The organism is Sphingomonas sp. UYEF23, assembly GCF_040546165.1.
GTDB lineage: Bacteria > Pseudomonadota > Alphaproteobacteria > Sphingomonadales > Sphingomonadaceae > Sphingomonas > Sphingomonas glacialis.
Map to the genome: position 1 here is coordinate 23,488 of NZ_JBEPNG010000003.1, position 22,201 is coordinate 45,688.

The 22,201-nt window shown below is 67.0% G+C and carries 28 protein-coding genes; 11 read left to right on the plus strand and 17 right to left on the minus strand.

Going from position 1 to position 22,201, the window contains the following annotated elements:
- Nucleotides 1–41 precede the first annotated feature (41 nt).
- The 4 genes from ABIB28_RS06225 to ppa all read left to right on the plus strand — a co-directional run bounded on the left by ABIB28_RS06225 (nt 42) and on the right by ppa (nt 4,196).
- Nucleotides 42–869 (plus strand): sulfite exporter TauE/SafE family protein, encoded by an 828-nt coding sequence (locus tag ABIB28_RS06225; protein WP_354287171.1) that lies wholly within the window; start codon nt 42–44, stop codon nt 867–869.
- 60 nt (nt 870–929) lie between these two features.
- Nucleotides 930–1,577, plus strand: a complete 648-nt coding sequence (locus ABIB28_RS06230) for a DUF1345 domain-containing protein (RefSeq protein ID WP_133191579.1) — start codon at nt 930–932, stop codon at nt 1,575–1,577.
- Nucleotides 1,578–1,665: 88 nt separating this feature from the next.
- Nucleotides 1,666–3,576 carry a M61 family metallopeptidase gene (locus ABIB28_RS06235; RefSeq protein ID WP_354287174.1) on the plus strand — a complete coding sequence of 637 codons (1,911 nt, stop codon included), beginning with the start codon at nt 1,666–1,668 and terminating at the stop codon, nt 3,574–3,576.
- Nucleotides 3,577–3,620: 44 nt separating this feature from the next.
- Nucleotides 3,621–4,196 (plus strand): inorganic diphosphatase, encoded by a 576-nt coding sequence (ppa, locus tag ABIB28_RS06240; protein WP_354287176.1) that lies wholly within the window; start codon nt 3,621–3,623, stop codon nt 4,194–4,196.
- Between the two features lie 127 nt (nt 4,197–4,323).
- Here ppa and ABIB28_RS06245 read toward each other — a convergent pair whose 3' ends face one another.
- The 6 genes from ABIB28_RS06245 to ispG are packed head-to-tail and all read right to left on the minus strand — an operon-like array spanning nt 4,324 to nt 7,862.
- Nucleotides 4,324–4,674: a TfoX/Sxy family protein gene (locus ABIB28_RS06245; protein ID WP_354287178.1), complete on the minus strand. Its 351-nt coding sequence runs from the start codon at nt 4,672–4,674 to the stop codon at nt 4,324–4,326.
- Nucleotides 4,674–5,153 (minus strand): GNAT family N-acetyltransferase, encoded by a 480-nt coding sequence (locus tag ABIB28_RS06250; RefSeq protein ID WP_354287180.1) that lies wholly within the window; start codon nt 5,151–5,153, stop codon nt 4,674–4,676. Before ABIB28_RS06250 ends, ABIB28_RS06245 begins: the two co-directional genes overlap by 1 nt.
- Nucleotides 5,150–6,058, minus strand: coding sequence for a DMT family transporter (locus ABIB28_RS06255; RefSeq protein WP_354287182.1), 909 nt, complete (start codon nt 6,056–6,058; stop codon nt 5,150–5,152). Before ABIB28_RS06255 ends, ABIB28_RS06250 begins: the two co-directional genes overlap by 4 nt.
- Nucleotides 6,059–6,060: 2 nt before the next feature.
- Complete coding sequence (locus ABIB28_RS06260) at nt 6,061–6,441, minus strand: type II toxin-antitoxin system VapC family toxin (RefSeq protein ID WP_354287184.1); 381 nt, start codon at nt 6,439–6,441, stop codon at nt 6,061–6,063.
- The gene (locus ABIB28_RS06265) at nt 6,438–6,683 is read right to left on the minus strand and encodes an AbrB/MazE/SpoVT family DNA-binding domain-containing protein (protein WP_133191572.1); all 246 of its coding nucleotides are present in this window, start codon (nt 6,681–6,683) and stop codon (nt 6,438–6,440) included. Before ABIB28_RS06265 ends, ABIB28_RS06260 begins: the two co-directional genes overlap by 4 nt.
- A gap of 36 nt (nt 6,684–6,719) precedes the next feature.
- Nucleotides 6,720–7,862, minus strand: a complete 1,143-nt coding sequence (gene ispG / locus ABIB28_RS06270) for a flavodoxin-dependent (E)-4-hydroxy-3-methylbut-2-enyl-diphosphate synthase (protein ID WP_189676279.1) — start codon at nt 7,860–7,862, stop codon at nt 6,720–6,722.
- A gap of 101 nt (nt 7,863–7,963) precedes the next feature.
- On the opposite strand from ispG, the gene ABIB28_RS06275 reads away from it, so the two are divergent.
- From ABIB28_RS06275 to ABIB28_RS06285, 3 genes are all read left to right on the plus strand, one after another.
- Nucleotides 7,964–9,103: an acyltransferase family protein gene (locus tag ABIB28_RS06275; protein WP_354287186.1), complete on the plus strand. Its 1,140-nt coding sequence runs from the start codon at nt 7,964–7,966 to the stop codon at nt 9,101–9,103.
- Nucleotides 9,103–10,017, plus strand: a complete 915-nt coding sequence (locus tag ABIB28_RS06280; RefSeq protein ID WP_354287188.1) for an isoaspartyl peptidase/L-asparaginase family protein — start codon at nt 9,103–9,105, stop codon at nt 10,015–10,017. The genes ABIB28_RS06275 and ABIB28_RS06280 overlap by 1 nt, the downstream gene beginning before the upstream one ends.
- Before the next feature lie 177 nt (nt 10,018–10,194).
- Entirely contained in the window at nt 10,195–11,070 is an 876-nt protein-coding gene (locus tag ABIB28_RS06285; protein ID WP_354287190.1) for a S1/P1 nuclease, read from the plus strand.
- 9 nt (nt 11,071–11,079) lie between these two features.
- Here the strand turns inward: ABIB28_RS06285 and ABIB28_RS06290 are convergent, their stop codons facing one another.
- The 9 genes from ABIB28_RS06290 to ybgC form a co-directional block, all read right to left on the minus strand.
- Entirely contained in the window at nt 11,080–11,349 is a 270-nt protein-coding gene (locus tag ABIB28_RS06290; RefSeq protein WP_354287192.1) for a hypothetical protein, read from the minus strand.
- Complete coding sequence (locus ABIB28_RS06295) at nt 11,336–11,551, minus strand: type II toxin-antitoxin system antitoxin (protein WP_133191566.1); 216 nt, start codon at nt 11,549–11,551, stop codon at nt 11,336–11,338. The genes ABIB28_RS06290 and ABIB28_RS06295 overlap by 14 nt, the downstream gene beginning before the upstream one ends.
- An 11-nt stretch (nt 11,552–11,562) precedes the next feature.
- A complete protein-coding gene (locus ABIB28_RS06300) occupies nt 11,563–12,465 on the minus strand; it encodes an SPFH domain-containing protein (RefSeq protein WP_133191565.1) in 903 nt (300 codons plus the stop codon).
- A gap of 275 nt (nt 12,466–12,740) precedes the next feature.
- On the minus strand, nt 12,741–13,247 hold the full coding sequence (gene pal / locus ABIB28_RS06305) for a peptidoglycan-associated lipoprotein Pal (RefSeq protein ID WP_133191564.1): 507 nt from the start codon (nt 13,245–13,247) through the stop codon (nt 12,741–12,743).
- A 100-nt stretch (nt 13,248–13,347) separates the two neighbouring features.
- The gene (gene tolB / locus ABIB28_RS06310) at nt 13,348–14,772 is read right to left on the minus strand and encodes a Tol-Pal system beta propeller repeat protein TolB (RefSeq protein ID WP_322162032.1); all 1,425 of its coding nucleotides are present in this window, start codon (nt 14,770–14,772) and stop codon (nt 13,348–13,350) included.
- A gap of 9 nt (nt 14,773–14,781) precedes the next feature.
- Entirely contained in the window at nt 14,782–15,774 is a 993-nt protein-coding gene (gene tolA, locus ABIB28_RS06315) for a cell envelope integrity protein TolA (RefSeq protein ID WP_354287195.1), read from the minus strand.
- Nucleotides 15,771–16,208, minus strand: coding sequence for a protein TolR (gene tolR / locus ABIB28_RS06320; protein ID WP_322162029.1), 438 nt, complete (start codon nt 16,206–16,208; stop codon nt 15,771–15,773). Before tolR ends, tolA begins: the two co-directional genes overlap by 4 nt.
- 46 nt (nt 16,209–16,254) lie before the next feature.
- On the minus strand, nt 16,255–16,944 hold the full coding sequence (gene tolQ / locus ABIB28_RS06325; RefSeq protein WP_189676644.1) for a protein TolQ: 690 nt from the start codon (nt 16,942–16,944) through the stop codon (nt 16,255–16,257).
- A gap of 8 nt (nt 16,945–16,952) precedes the next feature.
- Nucleotides 16,953–17,438 (minus strand): tol-pal system-associated acyl-CoA thioesterase, encoded by a 486-nt coding sequence (gene ybgC, locus ABIB28_RS06330; RefSeq protein WP_133191559.1) that lies wholly within the window; start codon nt 17,436–17,438, stop codon nt 16,953–16,955.
- Nucleotides 17,439–17,551: 113 nt separating this feature from the next.
- Between ybgC and ABIB28_RS06335 the strand changes: the two genes are divergently transcribed.
- Genes ABIB28_RS06335 through ABIB28_RS06350 form a run of 4 tightly spaced genes read left to right on the plus strand, consistent with a single transcriptional unit; the run spans nt 17,552 to nt 20,462 of the window.
- Nucleotides 17,552–17,971 (plus strand): hypothetical protein, encoded by a 420-nt coding sequence (locus tag ABIB28_RS06335; protein WP_354287198.1) that lies wholly within the window; start codon nt 17,552–17,554, stop codon nt 17,969–17,971.
- A complete protein-coding gene (locus tag ABIB28_RS06340) occupies nt 17,972–18,205 on the plus strand; it encodes a helix-turn-helix transcriptional regulator (protein ID WP_189676286.1) in 234 nt (77 codons plus the stop codon).
- Nucleotides 18,202–18,960 (plus strand): ABC transporter ATP-binding protein, encoded by a 759-nt coding sequence (locus ABIB28_RS06345; protein ID WP_189676287.1) that lies wholly within the window; start codon nt 18,202–18,204, stop codon nt 18,958–18,960. Before ABIB28_RS06340 ends, ABIB28_RS06345 begins: the two co-directional genes overlap by 4 nt.
- Nucleotides 18,957–20,462, plus strand: coding sequence for a hypothetical protein (locus ABIB28_RS06350; RefSeq protein ID WP_354287201.1), 1,506 nt, complete (start codon nt 18,957–18,959; stop codon nt 20,460–20,462). Before ABIB28_RS06345 ends, ABIB28_RS06350 begins: the two co-directional genes overlap by 4 nt.
- A 1-nt stretch (nt 20,463) precedes the next feature.
- Here ABIB28_RS06350 and ABIB28_RS06355 read toward each other — a convergent pair whose 3' ends face one another.
- Nucleotides 20,464–21,255, minus strand: coding sequence for a hypothetical protein (locus tag ABIB28_RS06355; protein WP_354287203.1), 792 nt, complete (start codon nt 21,253–21,255; stop codon nt 20,464–20,466).
- Between the two features lie 174 nt (nt 21,256–21,429).
- Nucleotides 21,430–22,134 carry an NlpC/P60 family protein gene (locus ABIB28_RS06360; RefSeq protein ID WP_354287205.1) on the minus strand — a complete coding sequence of 235 codons (705 nt, stop codon included), beginning with the start codon at nt 22,132–22,134 and terminating at the stop codon, nt 21,430–21,432.
- Between the last annotated feature and the right edge of the window lie 67 nt (nt 22,135–22,201).

Genomic DNA, 22,201 nt, shown 5'->3' on the forward strand with positions numbered 1-22,201 from the left:
CTGTTTGCCGTGTCCGTTGTCCCATTCCCGCGTGCCAGCGCATGAGCGCCGTGCTCGCCTGGGCGCCCGCCATCCTCGCCATGCTCGCCGCCGGGCTGTTCGCGGGCTTTGCCGCCGGATTGTTCGGGATCGGCGGTGGCTTCGTCGTCGTTCCCGCAATGATCGCGCTGCTGCCGCTGCTCGGCGGCGCGAAGGGCGAATATACGCACGTCGCGATCGGCACGTCGTTCGCGACGATCGTCGTCACCGCTTTGCGCTCGACGCTCAGCCACCACAAACGCGGCGCGGTCGATTTCGACATCCTCAAGACGTGGGCGCCGTGGATCATCCTCGGCGTCGGCGTGGGCGTGCTGCTCGCACAGCGGATGACGGGGCAGACGCTGACTTTCATCTTCGCTGGCGGCATCGTGCTCATGTCGATCAATTTCCTCGTGCCCAAGCTCGCGCGGCGCCAGGTCAGCGACACTATGCCGAGCGGCCTGCCCCGCGCCGCGATCGCCGGTGGGCTTGGCCTCTTCTCCTCGTTGCTCGGCATCGGCGGCGGGACGGTCGCGGTGATCGTGATGACGCTGTGCGGCCGCTCGATCCACAAGGCGATCGCGACCGCCTCCGGGTTCGGCTTCATCATCGCGGTGCCCGGCACGATCGGCTGGATCCTGATCGGGCTCGGCAAGCCCGGCCTGCCGGTCGGCTCGCTCGGCTATGTCAATCTGCTCGGCGCGGTCGTCATCACCTCGATGTCGATCCTCACCGCCCCACTCGGTGTCGCCGCGGCCCATGCGCTGCCGGCCGAGCCGCTCAAGCGCGTGTTCGGCGTGTACCTGCTGTTCATCGCAGGGGTGATGGCGAGCCGCGCGCTGCAGATGTGACAGAAACGTTATGTTTGCGCGAGGATTTCACCCCGCACAAAAGCGCGGTAGCTCTGTTGCATGAGTCTGAATCTCGGCAACAAGGTCGCCCCGCCCCGCTTCATCCTGTTCGCGACGCTGTTCGTGATCGGGCTATTCGTCGCCATCCCCCCGCTCGGCTGGGGGCGCGGTGCGATGGCGGCGTTCGACGTCGCCGCTGCCGTATTCCTGATCGCGATCTCGACGCTGCTCGGCCACGGCGAGGCCGACAAGATGCGCAAGGCCGCCGCGAACAACGACGCCAATCGTGCCGGGCTGCTCGTGCTCACCGGCGTGACGATGCTCATCATCCTCACTTCGGTCGCCAAGGAATTGCAGGGCAAGACGAGCGTTGCCGCGACCGTATTGGTGATCGCGACGCTGGTGCTTGCGTGGCTGTTCTCGAACACCGTCTATGCGCTGCATTATGCGCATCTCTTCTATTCGGACTGCGACGACGACGGGCAGGATTCGGGCGGGCTCGATTTCCCCGAATGCGCCGAGCCCGATTATTGGGACTTCCTCTATTTCAGCTTCACGCTCGGGATGACCTTCCAGACCTCCGACGTCGAAATCTCGTCGCGGCGGATGCGGCGCGTGTCGCTCGGCCAGTGCCTGGCGGCGTTCGTGTTCAACATCGGCGTGCTCGCCTTCACGATCAACGTGCTCGGCAGCAGCAGCGGGTCGTAGCGGAATCGCGCGGCGGGGGGCTGGACGGCGCGCGCTTCAACCGCTTTAACCACCGCCAAAGCCGCTCTTCCCAAGAAAGCTCCCCTGCATGATCCGTCGCGTCGCGTTCACCGCCCTGTTGCTCGCCACCACCGCATCGCCGGTGCTGGCCGAAAATTCCAAGCCGCAGCCGGTGCCGATCGTCGACACGATCCCCGAGGCGCGCGACACGCCCTTTCCCGGCACGATCAGCCTCGACATCGACGCGACCGACACGACACGCGGCATCTTCACGACGCGCGAGACGATCAGCGGCGTGAGCGCGGGCCACATGGTGCTGCTCTTCCCGAAATGGCTGCCGGGCAACCATTCGCCGACCGGCCAGCTCGACAAGCTCGCCGGCCTGCACATTCGCGCGGGTGGCAAGGAGGTCGCGTGGACGCGCGATCCGGTCGACGTCTACGCCTTCCACATCGACGTGCCGGCGGGCGCGAAGAGCCTCGACATCGACTTGCAGTTCCTCTCGGCGACCGCAGGCGACCAGGGCTCGGTGGTGATGACCCCGAACATGCTGCGGCTGCAGTGGAATTCGATGAGCCTCTATCCCGCAGGCTATTTCACGCGCCAGATCCCGGTCAAGGCTGTGGTCAAATACCCGATTGGCTTCACCGCCTCGTCGGGCCTGCCGTCGAAGGCGAACGGCTCGACCTATGCCTATCAGCTCACCAATTACGAAGTGCTGGTCGATTCGCCCGTCCTCGCCGGGCGCTATTACAAGCAGTGGCCGCTCTCGCCGCGCGTCAATCTCGACGTCTATGCCGACACGCCCGCCGAGCTCGCTGCAACGCCCGATCAGATCGACGCGCACAAGCGGCTGGTCGACCAGGCGGTCAAGCTCTACGGCGCGCAGCATTACGACACTTATGAATTCCTGCTGTCGATCTCCGACGTGATGGGCGGGATCGGGCTCGAGCATCACCGCTCGTCGGAAGACGGCGTCAAGCTTGGCTATTTCACCAAGTGGAAGGACGGCCCGGGCTCGCGCAACCTGCTGCCGCACGAATACAATCACAGCTGGGACGGCAAGTTCCGCCGCGGCGCCGATTTGTGGACACCCGATTTCCGCATGCCGATGCGCGGCAGCCTGTTGTGGGTCTATGAGGGCCAGACGCAGTTCTGGGGCTATGTGCTGCAGGCACGCTCGGGGATCGTGTCGAAGCAGGATACGCTCGACGGCTATGCCGCGATCATGGCCGAGCTCGACAACCGCCCGGCACGCAACTGGCGCGACATGGTCGATACGACCAACGACCCGACGATTTCGCAGCGCCGCCCCAAGGGATGGACGAGCTATCAGCGCTCCGAGGATTATTACAACGAGGGCCTGCTGGTGTGGATGGAGGTCGATTCGATCCTGCGCCAGCAATCGGGCGGCAAGAAATCGATCGACGATTTCGGCCGCGCCTTTTTCGGCCTCAACGACGGCGATTACGGCGAAGTCACCTACACGTTCGACGACGTGGTCAAGACGCTCACCGCGATCCAGCCGTACGACTGGGCCGGTCTGCTCACCAAGCGGCTGACCGAGACCGGCGCCCCCGCCCCGCTGAAGGGCTTTGAGGCAAACGGCTACAAGCTGGTCTATACCGAGGAGCCGACGCTCGCCTTCAAGAATGCCGAGGCCGCACGCAAGAACACCAACCTCACCTTCTCTCTTGGCCTGACGGTCGACAAGGACGGCAAGCTGACCGGCGTCGGCTGGGATTCGCCCGCGTACAAGGCCGGGCTGACGATCGGCGACAGCATCGTCGCGGTCGACGGCACCGCCTTCTCCGACAGCGCGCTGAAGGGCGCGGTCACCGCCGCCAAAGCGCGCAAGACGCCAATCGTTCTGCTGGTCAAAAGCAACGACCAGATCAGCCCGGTCAGCATCGACTATCACGAGGGCTTGCGCTATCCGCACCTCCAGAAGATCGGCACCGGAGAGGGTGGACTGGACCGTTTGCTGGCACCGCGTTAAGGCCGATTTTCTTCCATATTATTCAGTGTAGTTAAGGACTTACTATGCGTATCGACATGATCCCGGTCGGCAAGGGCCCGCCGGATGACCTCAACGTGATCATCGAAGTCCCGACCGGCGGCGAGCCGGTCAAGTATGAGTTCGACAAGGCGTCGGGCGCGCTGTTCGTCGACCGCATCCTGCACACGCCGATGCGCTACCCGGCGAATTACGGCTTCGTGCCGCACACGCTCTCGCCCGATGGCGACCCGCTCGACGCGCTCGTCGTCGCGCGCTCGCCGTTCATTCCGGGCTGCGTCGTGCGTGCGCGGCCGATCGCCGTGCTCAACCTGGAAGACGAAGCCGGCGGCGACGAGAAGCTCGTCTGCGTGCCGGTCGATTCGACCTTCCCGTATTATTCGAACGTCAACGAGCGCGGCGACATGCCCGAGATCGTGTTCGAGCAGATCGAGCATTTCTTTACGCACTATAAGGATCTCGAAAAGAAGAAGTGGGTCCGCGTCGGCAAGTGGGGCGACCGCGACGAAGCGCGCAAGGTCGTGATCGAAGCGATCGAACGCTATGAGCAGGCCAAGAAGGCCGGCGACCCTGCACCAGGCGAAGTCGCGCAGGCGGACTGAACCGCTTGAGCCCCTCCCCTTTAGGGGAGGGGTTGGGGTGGGGCCGTCCATCGCGTCCACCGCCGACAGTCTCGGTGAGACCTCCCCCACCCCCTGCCCCTCCCCTGACGGGGAGGGGTGGTAGCGGCTACGTCCACGCCTTCTTCACCGGCGCGCGCATGCCTGCCGCGACGCCCAGCGCCGCCCATTCGCGCAGCGCATCGGCGTCGTCATAGACATCGTCGGGCGCGCGGCGATAGTTCATCGAGCCTTCACGCCCCTCGCCCATCGTATAGCTGAAGCGCGGGCAGCCGGCGGCATCCCACACCGGATCGCTCGTCGCATCGGCCTTGATCCACAGCCCGTCCTCGACCGCGATCGCGAAGATCGTGCCGTCGAGATAGAGCGTCGCCCCGCCCATCATCGCGCGCTTGGTCACCGTGCCGATCGGTGCGAGCGCTTCCTCGATCCAGGCGATCAGGCCCGAATCGACCAGCATCAGCCCTGCCCCGCCAGCTTGGCGAGCGCATCGCCGGTGACGCGGTAGACGGTCCATTCCTCCATCGGTGCGGCGCCCATCGAGCGGTAGAAGGCAATCGCCTTCTCGTTCCAGTCGAGCACCGACCATTCGAACCGCGTGCAGCCACGCTCCACCGCGAGCTTGGCGAGATGCTTAAGCAACGCCTTGCCGACGCCGGCGCCGCGTGCCTCGGGCGTGACGTAGAGATCCTCGAGATACAGCCCGCGCCAGCCGGTCCAGGTCGAGAAATTGTGGAAGAACAGCGCCATCCCGACGGGCTTGCCGTCGAGCTCGGCGATCACCGCCTCGGCCGCCGGATGCGGCCCGAACAGCGCGTCGTGGAGCAACGGCTCGGTCGCGACGACCTTGTCGGCGGCGCGCTCGAACTCGGCGAGTTCGCGGACGAGATGGAGGATCAGCGGCACATCGGCTGCGTTGGAGGGACGGATTTCGATCATGCGGCAGCCTCGGTTTGTGGAGCGGGTGCGGCATGGCCGCGCACGGCGAGGATGCATCCCAGGATGATCAGCGCCGCGCCGCCCGCGGTGTAGAGCGAGACGGTCTCGTGGAAAACCCACCAGCCGAACAGCGACGCCCAGACGAACGCGGTATATTCGACAGGTGCCAGCACCTGCGCCTCGGCATGGCTGTACGCCCAGGCGAGCGCCATCGCCGAGAGCGACCCGAGCACCGCCGCCACGCCGATCGACGGAAGCTGCGCTGTGGTCGGCAGCCCGGCGAACCACGGCGCGCCGAGCAGCAGCAGCCCCCCAAGCACCACGCTGGTGAACAAGGCGACCTCGAGCGGATCAGCGACCTGCGCCTGCTGGCGTAGCAGGATCAGGCTGTAGGCGTAGAAGATCGACGCGGCGAAGATCGCGAGCGAGCCGAGCACATGGGCGGTCGAGGCATGCCCCTGCACCTCCCCTGCGGCGATCACCAGCACGCCCAGACTCGCGACGATCGACCCGAGGATCGCCGCACGCCGGATCGTCTCGCCAAGCAGGGCAGCCGCGAAATAGAGCGCGATCAGCGGCGCGAGAAAGGTCAGCGCCACTCCCTGTGCCATCGGCACGCGCACGAGGCCCCAGAAGAAGAGCAGCACCGAGAAGCCCGCCGTTGCGCCGCGCAGCGCGTGCAGCTTGAGCGCCGCGCGCCCTGGAAACGGCCGCCGCCGCAGCACGAAGATCGTGCCGAGCAACACCACGCCGACGACCGAGCGCCACAGCACCGCCGAATAGGCGCCGCTGGTGATGCTGAGGCCCTTCATCAGCACGTCCATCGCCGAATAGGTCGCGATGCCGACGGCGGCGACAGCGAAAGCGAGCGCCGCACCCACCTTCTTCGGTGTTGGCACACGCATGTTCAGCGGATCAGTCGAAGTTCGAGACCGATATCGACGCCGGCGAGTCGACGGTCTCCGGTATAGACGGTCGCGCGCCGCTCGGCGGCGAGCGCCAGACAGGCGCGATCGCCGAGCGAAATACCCGCCGCCTTGGTTGCGGGACGCAAATCGGCCGCAGCGATCGCGTGATCCATCGTAAAAGGAACGACTTCGATCTCAAGGCCCTTCAGCAATGTGAGAACGCGCTGTGTCTGATGGCCCTTGTCTGCCGCACGCTGGAACGTCTCCGACGCGTTCACCGCCGAGAGCGCGCTCCCGCGCATCACCGGAATCACGATCTCCGCGCCGGGTTCATCCAACAGCACCGCGAGAATTGCTGACGCATCGAGAACGACACTCATTCCTCGCGCCAGTCGCTCGCACGCTCCCGCAAGAACTGATCGACAGAATAGTCGTCACCGGTCATCTCGCGGAACGCCTGCTGCGCCTCCCGGACGACCTGCCCGTAGGTTTTCAGCGATATTCCGCCATCGTCGCTCTTGGCGAGCACGAGCGAGTCACCGTCCGCAATCCCCAATTCGCGGCGCAACTCCGCCGGGATAACGATCTTGCCGCCAGCGATCACTTTGGCATGATAGGTCATGTCAGGCCCCCCGAGACCTGACACATACCACAAGACCTATTCCGCCGCCACAGCCACCGGCGCCGCCGCTGCCAGCGCCGCATCATGCGCTTCGATCGACGCTGCCTTTTCCTCGACCAGCTTGACGATATGTTCGAGCATATCCTCGGAATTGACCGTGTGATCGGTCACGCCCGACAAATACACCATATGCTTGCCGTTGCCGCCGCCGGTCAGGCCGATATCGGTCTCGCGCGCTTCGCCCGGGCCGTTGACGACGCAGCCGAGCACCGACAGCGACATCGGCGTACGGATATGCTGGAGCCGCTCTTCCAAAGCCTGCACGGTGCGGATCACGTCGAACCCTTGGCGCGCGCACGACGGGCATGACACGACGCGCACGCCGCGGTTGCGGATGCCGAGCGCTTTCAGGATCTCGAAGCCGACGCGGACCTCGTCCTCGGGTTCGGCCGAGAGCGAGACGCGGATCGTGTCGCCGATGCCGTACCACAGCAGCGAGCCGATCCCGATCGACGACTTGACCGTGCCGCCGACGAAACCGCCCGCCTCGGTAATGCCGAGATGCAGCGGGCAATCGACCTGTTCGGCGAGCTGCTGATACGCCGCCACCGCGAGGAAGAAGTCCGACGCCTTCACCGCGACCTTGAACTCGTGGAAGTCATGGTCCTGCAGGATCTTGATATGGTCCATCGCCGATTCGACCAGCGCGTCCGGGCACGGCTCGCCATATTTTTCGAGCAGATGCTTTTCGAGGCTACCGCCGTTGACGCCGATGCGGATCGCGCAGCCGTTCGACTTGGCCGCGTCGATCACTTCCTTGACGCGGGCGGGCGAGCCGATGTTGCCCGGGTTGATGCGCAGGCACGCCGCACCCGCATCGGCGGCTTCCAAAGCCCGCTTATAGTGGAAATGGATGTCGGCGACGATCGGCACGCGGCTCGCGCGGACGATCTGCTTGAGCGCCGCGGTGCTCTCCACGTCGGGGCACGACACACGGATGATGTCGACGCCGGCATCCTCGCAGCGGCGGATCTGGTCGATCGTCGCCTTGACGTCGTCGGTCGGCGTGTTGGTCATCGTCTGGACGGTGACGGGCGCGTCGCCGCCGACGGGCACGTTGCCGACCATGATCTGGCGGCTCTGACGACGGTTGATGTCGCGCCACGGGCGGAGGGACATGGAAAACTTCCTCTGGTTGGTCGCGCCCATATAGCGACGATCCGCGCCATCGGAAACCGCTAGAGTTTGCTCGATCGGGCACATCGCATTAGGGCCGCGCGATGGAACGGCATTACGGACTGGACTGGTTGCGCATCGGCGCGTTCGCGCTGCTGATCCTCTATCATATCGGCATGGTGTTCGTGCCGTGGGGGTATCATGCCAAGACCGCGCAGCCGCTGGCATGGGTCGCGATCCCGATGCTCGCGGTCAACAGCTGGCGGTTGCTGCTGCTGTTCGTCGTGTCGGGCTATGCCAGTCGGGCGCTGCTGGTGCGCGGGCCCGCAACCGGGCATTTCGCGGTCAACCGTACGTGGCGGCTGATCATCCCACTCCTGTTCGGCGTGATCGTCGTGGTGCCGCTCCAGCCGTGGGTCGAGCTCATCACGCAGCACGGCTACACCCATGATTTCGGGTATTTCCTGCTCCACGATTATTTCAGCTTCCGCGTCGTCAACGGGCTCGCGCTGCCGACGTGGCAGCATCTGTGGTTCGTCGCGTATCTGTGGATCTACACGATGGTGCTGGCGGTGCTCGTCGCCGCGATGGGACAGCGCAGCCTTCAGCGCGGCTTCGATCGGCTGTTCGGCGGGTGGCTGGTGTGGCTGCTCCCGGCCGCCTGGCTCGTGCTGGTGAGCGCCTGGCTGTTCCCCGGGATCGGGCCGAGCAACGATCTGGTCGGCGATTCGGTGAGCCATGTCCAATATCTGCCCGCCTTCCTGTTCGGCTTCGCGCTCGCCGGGTCCACGCCGGCGCTGGCGACGATGCGGCGATTGTGGCCATGGGCGCTGGCGATCGGAATCGCCTGCTACTTAATTGTCGCCGCGACCGAGTTGCGCTGGCCGAACAGCTCGATGCCGACCTGGCCATGGGGTATCCTGTTCGCCAGCGCGCGCGCCGTGCAGGGCTGGAGCATGATCGTCGCGTTGATCGGCTTTGCCGACAGCCACCTCAACCGCGACCTGCCGTGGCGCCGCGTGCTGACCGAGGCGGTGTTCCCCTTCTACATCATTCACCAGACGATCATCGTCGGGGTCGAGGGCGCGCTCCTCCCGTTCGGCCTGCCGCGCTTCGTTGAGTTCGGCGTGCTGGTCGTGACGACGCTGGTCGGATGCTGGCTGTTTTACGCGATCGGCCGCGAAATCGGCTGGCTGCGCCCGCTGATCGGCCTGCGACCCTTCCCCCAGACGAAAGAGACATGATGAGCTGGACCCTGATACTCCATGGCGGCGCGGGACAGATGACGCGCGACACCGTCTCGCAGGCACAGGCCGAGGGTGCGCGCGCCGCGCTCGGCCGCGCGCTCGATGCGGGCGAGGCGGTGCTGGCAGCGGACGGTCCGGCGCTCGATGCCGTCGAGGCGGCGGTGCGCGTGCTCGAGGATGATCCGCACTTCAATTCGGGGCGCGGCGCGGCGCTGACGCACGCCGGTGTCGCCGAGCTCGATGCAGCGATCATGGACGGTCGGGATCGCAATGCGGGCGCAGTGGCAGGGGTGACGGCGACACGCAATCCGGTGAGCCTTGCCCGCGCCGTCATGGCGAACAGTCCGCATGTGCTGCTGAGCGGTGCTGGGGCCGACGCGTTTTCGGTGGAGCAAGGCTGCGAGCCGGCGACGCAGGATTGGCTGGTGCTGCCCGAGCGGCGCGCGCAGCTCGACGAGATGCTCGAAGGCGGCGGCGCGTTCGATGTCGACATGAAATATGGCACGGTCGGCGCGGTGGCGTGCGACGTGCACGGCCATGTGGCGGCGGCGACCTCGACCGGCGGGGTGACGGGCAAGCGCTGGGGCCGGATCGGCGATTCGCCGCTGATCGGCGCGGGCACCTATGCCGATGATCGCGCAGGCGCGGTGTCGTGCACCGGATCGGGCGAATTCTTCATCCGCGCGAACGTCGCGCACGAGATTTGCGCGCGGGTGCGGCTGGCGGGCGAAACGCTGGAAGCGGCGGTCGCGACGGTGCTGGCCGAAGTGACCGCGCTCGGCGGGACCGGCGGCATCATCGTCGCGGGGCCGCAGGGCGAGGCGCTGTGGCGCTTCTCGACGCCGGGCATGTACCGCGCGCGCCTCGACTCCGCCGGAGGCCGCGAAGTCGCGGTGTTCGGCGACGAATAGCCTGCAAGGCAAAATCCTTCTTCTCCTCCGCGTCTTCGCGTGAGCATCCCTTCTTTTCTCACGCGAAGACGCGAAGGCGCGAAGAGCGGGCGTGACGGCGACGGAACGTCTCGTTTCGGCATCGGACTTGCGAGACCTGCTTTCGCGGGAGGAGCAACGCCGCTAAGGCCGGAGCCCATGACCAGTCTCCGTCGCGTTCGTCCCGGCCTTGCCGTTGCCGCCACCTTGATCGTCGCGGCGACCGCGTCGCCGGCGGCGGCCTATTGGGAATATGGCCACCAGACGATCGCGCAGATCGCCGACGCCAATGTCCGTCCCAAGACGCGCCTGGCGATCCTTGCGCTGCTCGCACATTCGGAGCTGCTCGGCACGCCCGAGTGCAAGGCCTCGACCATCTCCGACGCCGCGGTGTGGGCCGACTGCATCAAGCCGCTCAAGGGGCCCGACGGCAAATCGCGCTTCGGCTATGCCTATAGCTGGCACTATCAGGACGTGAACATCTGCCACCCGTTCGACCTCGTCGCGGCGTGCAAGGACGGCAATTGCGTCTCGGCGCAGATCACCAAGGACGTTGCGCTGTTAAAGAACAAGCGCGCGCCGCTCCACGACCGCGTCGAGGCGCTCGCCTTCCTCGTCCACTTTGTCGGCGATCTCCACCAGCCGCTGCATGCCGGCGAGAAGGACGATCAGGGCGGCAACAAGGTGCTCGCCAGCTATGGCGGCTACGGCACTGCGCGGCTGAACCTCCACAGCATCTGGGACGGCTATCTCGCCGAGCGCGCGATCACCAGCGGGCCGCCGATCGTGCGCCGCTACCCGGCCGCAGTACGAGCGAAGATCGCCGCGGGCGACGTCACCGACTGGAGCCGCGAGAGCTGGCAGGTCGCGCGCGACGTGACCTATGCGAGCGTGATGGCCGATCCGTGCGCGCCGACGCCGGCGCACGTCACGATGGACGAAGCGACGATCGAGAAGGCCGTGCCGATCGCGCGGCTCGAGGTCGAGCGCGGCGGGCTGCGCCTGGCGAAATTGCTCGACCAGGCGCTCGGCTGACGGTTCCGCTCAGCCGCGTAGGCCCCAGCGCCAGCGCCAGCCGCCCTTGGTCTTGCGCACCGCGATCACAGTGAAGACTGCAAACAGCGCAACGCCGATGCCGATTTGCGCGATCCGCTCGTGCACGAAGCGAATGTCGGCAACGAGCAACGCCGCAAACCCGATCGTCAGCGCCCAGCCCTGCCACGTCACTGGCGTCGCGCCGATGCCGAACAGCTTGGGCACGAACCAATAGCCCGGCTCGGCGCGGTAATGGTCGATCACGTCACGCGTCTGCATCGTCGTCCTCCTTGGGTGGCCGCCCGCGCCGGGGCGGGTTGGGCGCTTCGAGCTTCACGCCGCGCTTGGCGAGCGCCTCGCGCAGCAGGCATTCGAACTGGGCGTTGACGCTCCTGAGATCGGCCGCCGCGATTCGCTCGACCGCCGCGTACAGCGAAGGGTCGAGGCGAAGCGCGAACGCCTTCTTGGGAGGAGCCGCCACCGTCCAGCTCGTTACTGGTAGAGCGAGCCGGCGTTGACGACGGGCTGCGTATCGCGCTCGCCGCACAACACGACCATCAGGTTCGAGACCATCGCCGCGCGGCGCTCGTCATCGAGCTCGACGACGTTCTTCTCGCTGAGCAAGGCGAGCGCCATCTCGACCATCCCGACAGCGCCCTCGACCAAGGTCTTGCGCGCCGCGACCACCGCCTGCGCCTGCTGGCGGCGCAGCATCGCGCCGGCGATTTCCGAAGCATAAGCGAGGTGCGTGAACCCGCATTCGTCGACGGTGATCCCCGCGGTCGCGAGGCGCGCGATCAGCTCGGCGCGCAGTTCGGCGGCGACCTGGTCGTGATTGCCGCGCAGCGTCACTTCCTGATGCTCGAAATCGTCATAGGGGTAGCGCGCGCCGATCGTGCGCACCGCCGCCTCGATCTGGACGATGACGAACGCCTTATAGTCGTCGATGTCGAACAGCGCCTGCGCAGTGTCGGTGACGCGCCACACGACTTGCGCCGCGATCTCGATCGGGTTGCCGCGCAGGTCGTTCACCTTCAACCGCTCGGAGATCATGTTGTTGGCCCGCAGCGAAACCTTTTTCCGCGCGAGCCAGGGGAGCAGCCAGCGCAAGCCGGTCTTGCGGTCGGTGCCCTTATACGCGCCGAACAGCGTGATCGCGGTCGCCTGGTTGGGCTGCTGCATGTAGAAACCACAGGCAACGAAGGCGATGACGAGCGCCGCGATCGCAACGAGCACGCCGCCGAGCGTCGATTCGTCCTGAAGCAAGCTCGCGCCGAACAGCCCGAAGCCGAGCGCCACGAGCATCACGATCAACATCATGTACCCGCTCGACGTAGCCGCGGTGTGTTCGTGCGACAGCGTGAGTGCTGTGTTGCGTGTTGGCGACTCGACCATCAATGCCTCCCGTTAATGTGATATCATATTTATATCGGGATTTGAGGAGAGGCAAGCCTATTCCCTCGCCCGTTCAGAGAGGGAGTGTGGAGGATAGCGACGGGAGGGGTAAGGGTCACGGACATGGCAAGGGCGACGCCAGCAAAAGCCGACGTCGCCCCCATCCCCATCTTCGTCACCCCGGCCGCGTGCCGGGGTCCACCGTGCTACACATTCTACGACCGTAGGGCGCGCATCCGAGTGGACCCCGGGACGAGCCCGGGGTGACGGATCTGTTAGTTCAGCACGATCGTCACCGCGCGACGGTTCTGCGCCCAGCTGGCTTCGTCCGAACCCAGCGCGATCGGGCGTTCCTTGCCGTAGCTGATCGTCGAAATCCGGCCCGGCGCGACGCCGCGTGCCGCGAGATAGTTCTTCGCCGAGAGCGCACGACGATCGCCAAGCGCCAGATTGTATTCGCGCGTGCCGCGTTCGTCGGCATGACCTTCGAGGCTCACCGGCGTGTTGGGATAGCGCGCGAGCCACGTCGCCTGGCTGTCGAGGATCGACCGCGCACGGTCATCGAGGCTGTAGCTGTCGAGCGCGAAATTGACGGTGTTGCTCGTCACCGACCGCTCGAAATCGGCGCGCGAGCCGGGAACGATGGCGCCCTGCCCGCCCGAGCCGCTCTGATCGGTTACCGCCCCGGGCGCGGGCGGCAGCTCGGCGGGGCGCTTCTTGCTGCACGCGGTGGTCGCGAGCAAAGCGGTGGCAATCAGCAGCGTCGTGGTCAGTTTCGCCATGGCGGCTTCTCCCAGAGGTAAAAGGTCGTTTCGGGCACAGACCGAGGTAAGCCAACGGCTTCGCCCGGTCGCAACGGTGAGTCAAACGCTTGGCTTGATATCAGGGGCGTAACGGTCCCCAGGCGGGATCGGATCCATCGAGCACCGTCGGAACGCGCCGAACATTGACCCCGGTGAGATCGACCGACCACAGATCGGCCCGCCCGCCGCCGCCCATCCCTGAGCGGAAGAACATGATGACGCGGCCGTTGGGCGACCAGCTCGGGCCCTCGTCCTGCGCGCCGTCGGTGAGCAATTGCTCGTTGCCGCCCGCCGGGCTCATCACGCCGATGCGGAACGATCCGCCGATCTTGGTATAGGCGATCAAGTTGCCGCGCGGGCTCCACACCGGGGTCGCATAGCGCCCGCTGCCGAAGCTGATGCGCTGCTGCGACGATCCGTCGGCATTCATCACATAGAGCTGCTGCGTGCCCGAGCGATCGCTCTCGAACACGATTCGTCCGCCATCGGGCGAATAGGTCGCGCCGGTGTCGATCCCGGGCGAATCGGTCAGCCGCTGCGGACTGCCGCCGGTGAAGGCGACACGGTAGATATCGGTATTGCCGCCGACCGCCATCGAGAACAGCACGAAGCGGCCATCGGGCGAGATGCGCGGCGCGAAGGTCAGGTTGGCGCTCGCCACGAGCAGCCGCGACGATCCGCTCGCCAGATCATAGACGTAGATCGCCGGGCGATCCTTGAGATAGCTCATATAGACGATCGAGCGCTGGTCGGGCGAGAAGCGCGGGGTCAGCGAGATCGCCTGGCCGTTGGTCAGGAAGCGGTGGTTGCCGCCATCCTGGTCCATGATCGCGAGCCGCTTGATGCGCTTGCCCTTGGGGCCAGTCTCCGAGATGTAGACGACGCGGCTGTCGAAATAGGGGCCTTCACCGGTCAGCTTCGAATAGACCATGTCGGCGCATTTGTGCCCCGCGCGACGCCATTCGCTCGGCGGCACGACAAAGCCCTGCCGCGCGATCTCGGCGCGCGACGAGACGTCGTAGAGGTAGCAGCCGACCGTCAGCGTCCCGTCGCCATTGGCGCGAACGAACCCCTGGACGAGCGCCGAGGCACCTGCCGGACCCCAGTAATCGAAGGTCGGCGCGGTTACTTCGGGATAGGCGATCGGATGCAGCGCGTCGCCGCCGAGCGGCTTGAACAGCCCCGAATTGCGCAGATCGGTGGTGACGATATCGGACAATTGCCGGCCGAGTTCGTCGGTGCGACCGGCAGCCGTGCTGACCGCCTCCGACGTCGGCATCACCGGGATCGCGATGCCGAGCGGCGCCGACACGCCGCCGACGACATCGACGACGAGCTCGCCCTGCTGTTGCGGATTGGCCGCGCCCGCCTGCCCGCCAGCCTGCGGCGCGGTCTGCGGGCTATTCGGGAACGGCACCGGCAGCGGCGCCGATCCCGTTTGCGCCAGGGTCGCCGCGGGCACTGCGGCCAGAGCAAGCGCGAGGATCGTCTTGGGGAGCATCATCGTCTTTCCTCAGCCGGGAAGTTTGTAGCGCAGGATAAAGGTCTTCCACCCGCGTGGCACGTCGTAAAGCTCGGGCGGCAGCCCACGCAGCGGCGCGCAGCCGGCGAAGGTCGCGATCGCGTTGCGATCGACCGTGTCGACATAGCGGCGGTTCTCGTCATCGACCCCGCCATGATCGTCCGACACGGTCGGCCGTCCAGCAAGCGAGCCATCGCGGTTGAGCGAGAGGCGGATCGTAACGACGATACGCGACGCGCCGGGGCCGGGATTGACCTGCCGATCGGCGCACGGCTGGACCTGGCGGCGGATCGCCGAGCCGATATCGGCGGCGGCCTTGGCATCCATCGTCGCGCCGGGCGCGGCTTCGGACGCTTTGGCCTTGGAGGGCGACTGCGTCAGACCCTTGCGGAAATCATCGTCGAGCAACGATCCGGTCGGCTTGGCCTTGGTCGCCTTTGGATTGGTACCCATCGCCTTGGCGGTCGCCACCGCCTTGGTCGACGCCGCGCTCTTGGCGGGTGCGGCCTTCGCGGGCGCGGCCTTGGCGGGTGCCGGCTTGGCAGCGGGCTTGTCGGCCGCCTCCGATTTCTCGGCGGCGGGTTTTTTGGGCGCAGGCTTGGGCTTCGGGGCGGGCTTGGGCGGCGGCACTGCGTCGGGCTTGGGCTCGGGTTTCGGCGCCGGCTTGGGTGCAGGCTTCGGCGGCGCGGGCTTGGGTACCACCGGCGCAGGCTTGGGTGGAGCCGGCTCGGGCGCGACCTCTTCCGCTTCGGGCGGCGGCGCCTCGGCGGGGGGCCCGGGATCGGGCGCGGCGGATTGCGCGGGCGGCTCGGGCGCCGCGGGTGCGGTCTGGTCGAGCGCGACGTCGTCGACCAGCGAGACTTCGATCGGCTTGTTCATCGGCGGCGGCGTAGGCGCGCTGCTCCAGGCAAGCGACAGGAGCGCGAACAACGCGACATGGCCGAGCACGGCCGCCCCGAGTCCGTATCGCTCCGATCGCGTCATTGGCCGTCCTGGCCCACCGTCACCAGCGCCACGCGGTTGTAGCCGGCGCGGTTGAGCTCGCCCATCACACGCATGACGTGCCCGTAATCGAGCTTGCGGTCGGCGCGCAGGAAGACCTGTGGCGGCTTGGCCGGATCGCCCTTGGCGGCGAGCTGCGCGAGCACGTCGGGCAGCATCGCTTCGCTGAGCGGATCCTTGTCGAGGAACAGCTTCCCCTCACCGTCGAGCGACAGGACGAGCGGCTTCTGGTCCTGGTCGAGCGCCTTCGCGCGGCTGTCGGGCAGCGTCACGGGCACGCCTGCGGTAAGCAACGGCGCGGTGACCATGAAGATGATCAGCAGCACCAGCATCACGTCGACCAGCGGCGTGACGTTGATGTCGGCCATCGGCGCGCGACGCCCGCGCCCGCGCTGCGACGGGAGGTTCATCGACATGACTTACGCCCCTCCCGCAGGCGGGAGGGGGATTTGCCGCAGCCCCTCACCGGCGCACCTCACTCTCGAGCTGCCGGCTGAGCGTCGCGTGGAAACCGTCGGCGAAGCGGTTGAGCCGCGCCTCGATACGGTTGATGCCGTGGCTGAAGCGGTTGTACGCAATCACCGCCGGGATCGCCGCGAACAGGCCGATCGCGGTCGCGAACAGCGCCTCGGCAATGCCCGGCGCGACCACCGCAAGCGACGTGTTCTGCGCCTGCGCGATGCCGGTGAAGCTGCGCATGATCCCCCACACCGTGCCGAACAACCCGACGAACGGCGCGACCGAGCCGACCGTCGCGAGGATGTTCAACCGATCGGACAGCTGGTCGATCTCATTGGCGACCGCCGCGCCCATCGCCGTCGCAAGCCGCTCGCGCGTGCCGCCGCGGTCGACTTGCCCGCCAACGGTCGAACGGCGCCACTCGGCGACGCCCGCGGTGAACACGCGCGCGATCGGCAGATCGCTCTCATTGTGCAGCCGGTGGAAGGCGTCGATATCCTCGGCCTTCCAGAAATCGCGCTCGAATGCCGCGGTCTTGCGACGCGTGGCGCCGAGCCGGAAGAAGAAGCCGAGGATCACCGCCCAGGTCCAGACGCTCGCCGCCAAGAGACCGATCATTACCGTCTTCACCACCCAGTCGGCCTGGAGGAACAGCGCGATCGGCGACAGCGTGGTTGCGTCGGTGTTGAGCATGATTTCGTTCACGTGGCGCTATCCCCTGATCCCATCGCGCGTTCGCCCATCGCTTGGGCAAACGCCGCGATCCATTCCTTCGGCTGGCGCAGCGGCCGGCCCGTTGTCGCGACCAAGGCCGCGGTGACGTCTGCCTCGGTGAGTATCGTCTCGCCGCGCATGACTCGTTGCTGAATATCGACCGATGCCGCGCGGACATTCTGGAGCGTCGTCAGGACGATCAGCGCGTCGTCGAGTTTGGCCGGCGCGCGATACCGGATCGCGAGCGCGGTCACCGCATAGGCTCCACCGCCGGCTTCTTGATGCGCGCGCTGGTCGATCCCGACGACGCGCAACATGTCCGAGCGCGCGCGCTCCATGTAGCGCAGGTAATTGGCGTGATAGACGATTCCCGAAAGATCGGTGTCCTCGAAATAGACGCGCAGCGGAAACCGGTGGACGGTTCCGACGATGCGGCCTTGCGCGGGCTGATCGAGGTCGCTGGCCGTCGTCATGCCCCGGCTGTTAATCTAACCGGGCAAGCGAGGGAACCCTTTACGGCGCTTGCGGCGATGTAACACTTAGGTTACATGTAACCCGTAGGTTACGACTCGAAAGGGGAATGATGATGGGAATGATCGAACTCGCCGAACGCAAGGCGCGCGCGCGCGCGCTTGGCCTATACGCCTTTGCGGGCCTCACCGTCGTGTTGCTTGGCCTCACCTTCGCGACATCGCGGGGCTCCTTCTTCCAGGGCATGTGGTTCGGCTTCACGCTCGTCTCGGTGCTCTATCTCTCTCCGCTGGTGACGCGCTTGAAGAACGGCCCGCTCGCACAATTTCTCGAGGACGAGGTCACGCGCGAGCATCGCCGCGCAAGCAGTGCGATCGGCTTCTGGGCGGGCCTGCTCGCCGCCGCCGCGATGCTTGCGATCGGCGACGTGCCCGGACTGCTCTCGGCAAGCGACAGCGCGCGGATCATCTTCACCACGGCGATCGTCGCGGCGCAGGTCCGGCTCGCGACGCTCGAACTGCAGGCCGCGCGCTGAATGGCCGAAACACTCCACAACACGCTCAAGGCCGAACGCGAACGGCTCGATCTGACGCAGGCCGCGCTTGCCGAGCGCGTCGGCGTCAGTCGCAAGACGATCAACACCGTGGAGAATGGAATCTTCGTTCCCTCGACGATTCTCGCGCTGAAACTCGCCGTCGCGCTCGATCGTCCCGTCGAGGCCCTGTTTCGGCTGGACGATCCGAGTGTATCGCCTAAACAGGACACATGAGCGATTTCTCTTCCCCTTTGGCGCTGCGGATCAGAGGCTTGGCCAAGGCGTTCGACAAGCCCGTCATCGCGGGGCTCGACCTCGATATCGCCGCGGGGCAGCTCTATGCGCTGCTCGGGCCCAACGGCGCCGGCAAGACGACGACGCTGCGAATGGTCGCCGGGCTCGCCAAGCCAGACGCCGGCTCGATCGAGATCTTCGGCGTCGACGCACGCCGCGATCCGCTCGGTGCCAAGGCGATCACCGCGTGGCTGCCCGACGAGCCGATGCTCTACGACAAGCTCAGCCCGCTCGAATATCTCGCCTTCGTCGCCGGGCTGTGGCGGATGGACCCGGCGCATGCCGCGCAGGAAGCCGACCGGCTGCTCCACTGGCTCGACCTGTGGGAGCAACGCGACACGCGCTGCGAGGGCTTTTCGCGCGGCATGCAGCAGAAGGTCGCGCTTGCCGGCGCGCTGATCCACGATCCCAAATTGCTGATCCTCGACGAACCGCTGACCGGGCTCGATGCGAGCATGGCGCGTTCGGTCAAGGATGCGCTGCGCAGCGCGGTCGATGCTGGCAAGACCGTGATCGTGACGACGCACATCCTCGAGGTCGCCGAGCGGATGGCCGACCGGATCGGCATCATTGGCGGCGGCAAGCTCCTCGCCGCGGGCACGCTCGACGAATTGCGCGATCGTGCGGGGACCGAGGGGATGACGCTCGAGGACACGTTCATCCGCCTGACCACGCCGGACGCCGTCGCGGCGTGAACTGGGCGATGCGTCACGTCCCGCCGGGCTCGTTCGGCTGGCTCGCGCTGAACGAAGTGCGGCTGGCGGTGCGCGCCCGCAGTTCCAGCGGGCGGCGGGGCTTGCTCGCGCGGCTCGGCGCGACGCAAGTGATCGGCTGGCTGCTGATCGCGGCATGGCTGGCGATCGGCTGCCTGATCGGCTGGGCGGCGCGCGACACTGCGATCCCCGTCCTGCCCGAACTGCGCATCGCGGCGCTTGGCGTGAGCGCGCTCATGCTGAGCTTCATGACCGCGCAAGCGGTCCTCGGCAGCCAGCGCAGCCTGTACGACACCGGCGACCTGGCTCTGCTCTTCTCGGCGCCGATCCCCGAAAGCAGCGTGCTGCTCGCCAAGATGCTCGGCATCGCCGCGACGATCGCGCTGACCTATGCCGTATTGCTGTTGCCGATCGTCGTGCCCGTCGCCGTGCTCGGTCACCCCCAACTGTTCGGCGTGGTGGCGCTGCTCGTCGCGCTCGCCTTGACCGCGAGCGCCCTCGGGATCGCGCTGACGCTCGCTGTCGCGACGCTGGTCGGCCCACGGGCCGCGCGCACCTTCGGGCAGATCCTCGCGGCGTTGCTCGGCGGCGCGGTGTTCCTCGCCTCGCAAATCTATCCGCGCGCCGACCACAAGGGCAGCGCGATGGTCGCGCACTTCGAGCGGCTGCGTGCCAACGGGTTCGGCACGCACGGCCTGAGCAGCCTGCCGGGGCGCGCCGCGTTCGGCGATCCGCTGGCGATCGCGATCCTGCTCGGCGTCGCGCTGCTGCTGTTTGCGGGTGCGGGGCTGACGCTCCAGCGGCTGTTCCTGTCGGGCTATCAAGACGGCGGCAACCGCCTGTCGCGCAGCAAGCCGACCGGCCGCGCGAGCCAGCGGCTGTTCCATGCCGGGCTGACGCGATCGATCTTCGCCAAGGAATGGCGGCTGCTCGCGCGCGATCCCGCGCTCGCCTTCCAGATCGTGATGCGGCTGATCTACATGGCGCCGCTCGTGCTCGCGATGCTCGGCAGCCGCCATGCGGTGCCGGTGCCGCCAGCCCTCGCCTTTGCCAGCGTCCTGATCGCGAGCCAGCTCGTCGGCAGCTTTGCCTGGCTGACGGTGTCGGCGGAGGATGCGCCCGATCTGCTCGCGGTCGCGCCGGTGAGCAAGGAGCAGATCAACCGCGCGAAGCTGCTTGCGGCGTTTGCGATGGCGGCGCCGTTCGCGCTGGTGCTGCCGATCGGGCTCGCCTGGCAGACGCCGCTTGGCGCGCTGATCACCGTGATCATGACCGCGCTCGGCGGCGCGGGTGCGGGCTATGCCGAGCTCAAGCTCGGAAAGCCGAGCCAGCGCAGCAGCTTCGCGAGGCGGCGGCAAGGCGGCGTCATTGCCGGCTTGGCGTCGGTCGCGATCGCCGTGGTGTTCGGCGGCGGGGCGGCCATCGCGGTCTATCTCGTCTCGGGCGACCTCGGCGCGCTGCGCATGGTCGTCGGCCAGCGCTGACTCAGCGGCGCGGGCGCGTCGCAGCGAGCGTGCGCGGCGCACCACCGTGGACTTCGCGCCCCTCGGGATCGGGCAGCAACGCGACTTGATCGAGCTGGATCCACGGCGTCGCGCGCGGCGCTGCGCGGCGCTGCGCGACGATCGGCGGCGGCGCTGGTGCCGTGATCGCAGCCGGCGCTGCGCCCGCGCGCCAGCGATCGTAGCGCGCGTAGAAATCGGTAAAGGCGCCGTCGAGCACCGGCAGGCGCGCCGCCGCGAAGGCGGGGAACGCTGCGGGTGCGATCGTCTCGCTCTCCGCGAGAATCTGCGTCGCCGACGCGCAGAAGGTGTCGTGCGCAAAGCCCTGCGAGAAGAAATTGTAGAGCACGGTCATCGCATGGTCGTAGCGCGCGCGCCACGCGGTCCCGCCGCCGCTGCGATATTCGTCGGCGAGCCTTGCTTCGGAGTCGCGCAAGACGCTGCTCTGGCGCGTGAGGATTGCATTGTAGCGCGCGGCGACGAGCGCATCGCCGGGGCCGCGGCACGCGAGCGCCGCGACGTTGAGCCCCGCGCGAAAGTGCCAGACGGTCGCCGCTGCGCTGAGCGCGCGATTGGGCGTGGCGTACGATCCGTCGGCGAGGCGCGCGGGGATCGGCATTCCGGGATAGCTGCCCGCAGGGGGCGCCGTGGCGGCGATCGCCACGGGGGGCGGCGTGACCGTCGCGACCGATGGCAAGCGATGCGATGCGCATCCACTCATCACCGCGACGCCAGCCAGCAACAGCGCGGACGCCGAAATTCGAATCGATCTCATCACGCAACTCCAGTCCGGGACTTGGGTGTCGCATGACAGGGTTAATGCGGCGTTACCGGGCGGAGGTCGGCGATGCCGAGACGCGGTGATCCGCGCGCTCGATCAACCGCTGCCAGGGCACGACGAGGCTGCGGGCGGAGGCTCGGCACTTGAACCGATGGACCGTGCGCCGCGTTACACTTCGACCTGGTTGCCGACACCCGGAACCTGGGCGAGCACCGGCCCGCCCGTCGCCGGCAGGGCGGTTATCGGCCACCGCGCCGCAAGGAAGCGCGCGCGCGGCTTGCCGATGATCGACACCGCGTTGCCCTGATTGCCGCCAAGGATCAGGAAATCGCCGACTTGGTCTTCGCCGACATAGAAGCCGACATGGCCTTTGCCGCTGTCCTCCGACTCGCGCCAGAACACCATGATAGCGCCCGGCTGCGGCGCGACTTTCTTGCCGAATGTCTCATACGACCGCGCGCCGAGCGGATTGGCGGGGAGCGGCTCGCGCGGCAGTTGCGACGCGATGCAATGGCCGACGAAGAGCCCGCACCACGGAACATCGTCATCGTCGTATGCAATGTGCAGATCGCGCGCCCATTGCAGGATCTGCTGGTTGCTGCCGGCGCCAGTATCTTCCTTCAACCCGAGCAGGCGATGCGCCTCGGCAAGCCAGGGGATCGTCGAGGCGAGCGTCAGCGTCGCGGGATCGGTGCCGGGGATCAGCTTGGCGAGCGTCTGCCGCCCGACGATACCGTCGGGCATCAGTCCTGCGGCGGACTGGAATGCCAGGATCGCGGCGATCGTCTTTCGCCCGCGCACGCCGTCGAGCGGCCCGGGATCGAAACCCTTCGCCTGCAGCGCCTCCTGCACATCGAGCAAGTTCGTCGTCATCGGCCAACCCCATCAAGAGTATCGATAGACGCTGTACGACGCTAAACAGTATCCGATGGATCGTTGG

Coding starts and splice junctions, on each gene's coding strand:
- ABIB28_RS06225 (WP_354287171.1), top strand. CDS start 42: ATGAGCGCCGTGCTCGCCTGGGCGCCCGCCATCCTCGCCATGCTCGCC.
- ABIB28_RS06230 (WP_133191579.1), top strand. CDS start 930: ATGAGTCTGAATCTCGGCAACAAGGTCGCCCCGCCCCGCTTCATCCTG.
- ABIB28_RS06235 (WP_354287174.1), top strand. CDS start 1,666: ATGATCCGTCGCGTCGCGTTCACCGCCCTGTTGCTCGCCACCACCGCA.
- ppa (WP_354287176.1), top strand. CDS start 3,621: ATGCGTATCGACATGATCCCGGTCGGCAAGGGCCCGCCGGATGACCTC.
- ABIB28_RS06245 (WP_354287178.1), bottom strand. CDS start 4,674: ATGCTGGTCGATTCGGGCCTGATCGCCTGGATCGAGGAAGCGCTCGCA.
- ABIB28_RS06250 (WP_354287180.1), bottom strand. CDS start 5,153: ATGATCGAAATCCGTCCCTCCAACGCAGCCGATGTGCCGCTGATCCTC.
- ABIB28_RS06255 (WP_354287182.1), bottom strand. CDS start 6,058: ATGCGTGTGCCAACACCGAAGAAGGTGGGTGCGGCGCTCGCTTTCGCT.
- ABIB28_RS06260 (WP_354287184.1), bottom strand. CDS start 6,441: ATGAGTGTCGTTCTCGATGCGTCAGCAATTCTCGCGGTGCTGTTGGAT.
- ABIB28_RS06265 (WP_133191572.1), bottom strand. CDS start 6,683: ATGACCTATCATGCCAAAGTGATCGCTGGCGGCAAGATCGTTATCCCG.
- ispG (WP_189676279.1), bottom strand. CDS start 7,862: ATGTCCCTCCGCCCGTGGCGCGACATCAACCGTCGTCAGAGCCGCCAG.
- ABIB28_RS06275 (WP_354287186.1), top strand. CDS start 7,964: ATGGAACGGCATTACGGACTGGACTGGTTGCGCATCGGCGCGTTCGCG.
- ABIB28_RS06280 (WP_354287188.1), top strand. CDS start 9,103: ATGAGCTGGACCCTGATACTCCATGGCGGCGCGGGACAGATGACGCGC.
- ABIB28_RS06285 (WP_354287190.1), top strand. CDS start 10,195: ATGACCAGTCTCCGTCGCGTTCGTCCCGGCCTTGCCGTTGCCGCCACC.
- ABIB28_RS06290 (WP_354287192.1), bottom strand. CDS start 11,349: ATGCAGACGCGTGACGTGATCGACCATTACCGCGCCGAGCCGGGCTAT.
- ABIB28_RS06300 (WP_133191565.1), bottom strand. CDS start 12,465: ATGGTCGAGTCGCCAACACGCAACACAGCACTCACGCTGTCGCACGAA.
- pal (WP_133191564.1), bottom strand. CDS start 13,247: ATGGCGAAACTGACCACGACGCTGCTGATTGCCACCGCTTTGCTCGCG.
- tolB (WP_322162032.1), bottom strand. CDS start 14,772: ATGATGCTCCCCAAGACGATCCTCGCGCTTGCTCTGGCCGCAGTGCCC.
- tolA (WP_354287195.1), bottom strand. CDS start 15,774: ATGACGCGATCGGAGCGATACGGACTCGGGGCGGCCGTGCTCGGCCAT.
- tolR (WP_322162029.1), bottom strand. CDS start 16,208: ATGTCGATGAACCTCCCGTCGCAGCGCGGGCGCGGGCGTCGCGCGCCG.
- tolQ (WP_189676644.1), bottom strand. CDS start 16,944: ATGCTCAACACCGACGCAACCACGCTGTCGCCGATCGCGCTGTTCCTC.
- ybgC (WP_133191559.1), bottom strand. CDS start 17,438: ATGACGACGGCCAGCGACCTCGATCAGCCCGCGCAAGGCCGCATCGTC.
- ABIB28_RS06335 (WP_354287198.1), top strand. CDS start 17,552: ATGGGAATGATCGAACTCGCCGAACGCAAGGCGCGCGCGCGCGCGCTT.
- ABIB28_RS06340 (WP_189676286.1), top strand. CDS start 17,972: ATGGCCGAAACACTCCACAACACGCTCAAGGCCGAACGCGAACGGCTC.
- ABIB28_RS06345 (WP_189676287.1), top strand. CDS start 18,202: ATGAGCGATTTCTCTTCCCCTTTGGCGCTGCGGATCAGAGGCTTGGCC.
- ABIB28_RS06355 (WP_354287203.1), bottom strand. CDS start 21,255: ATGAGATCGATTCGAATTTCGGCGTCCGCGCTGTTGCTGGCTGGCGTC.
- ABIB28_RS06360 (WP_354287205.1), bottom strand. CDS start 22,134: ATGACGACGAACTTGCTCGATGTGCAGGAGGCGCTGCAGGCGAAGGGT.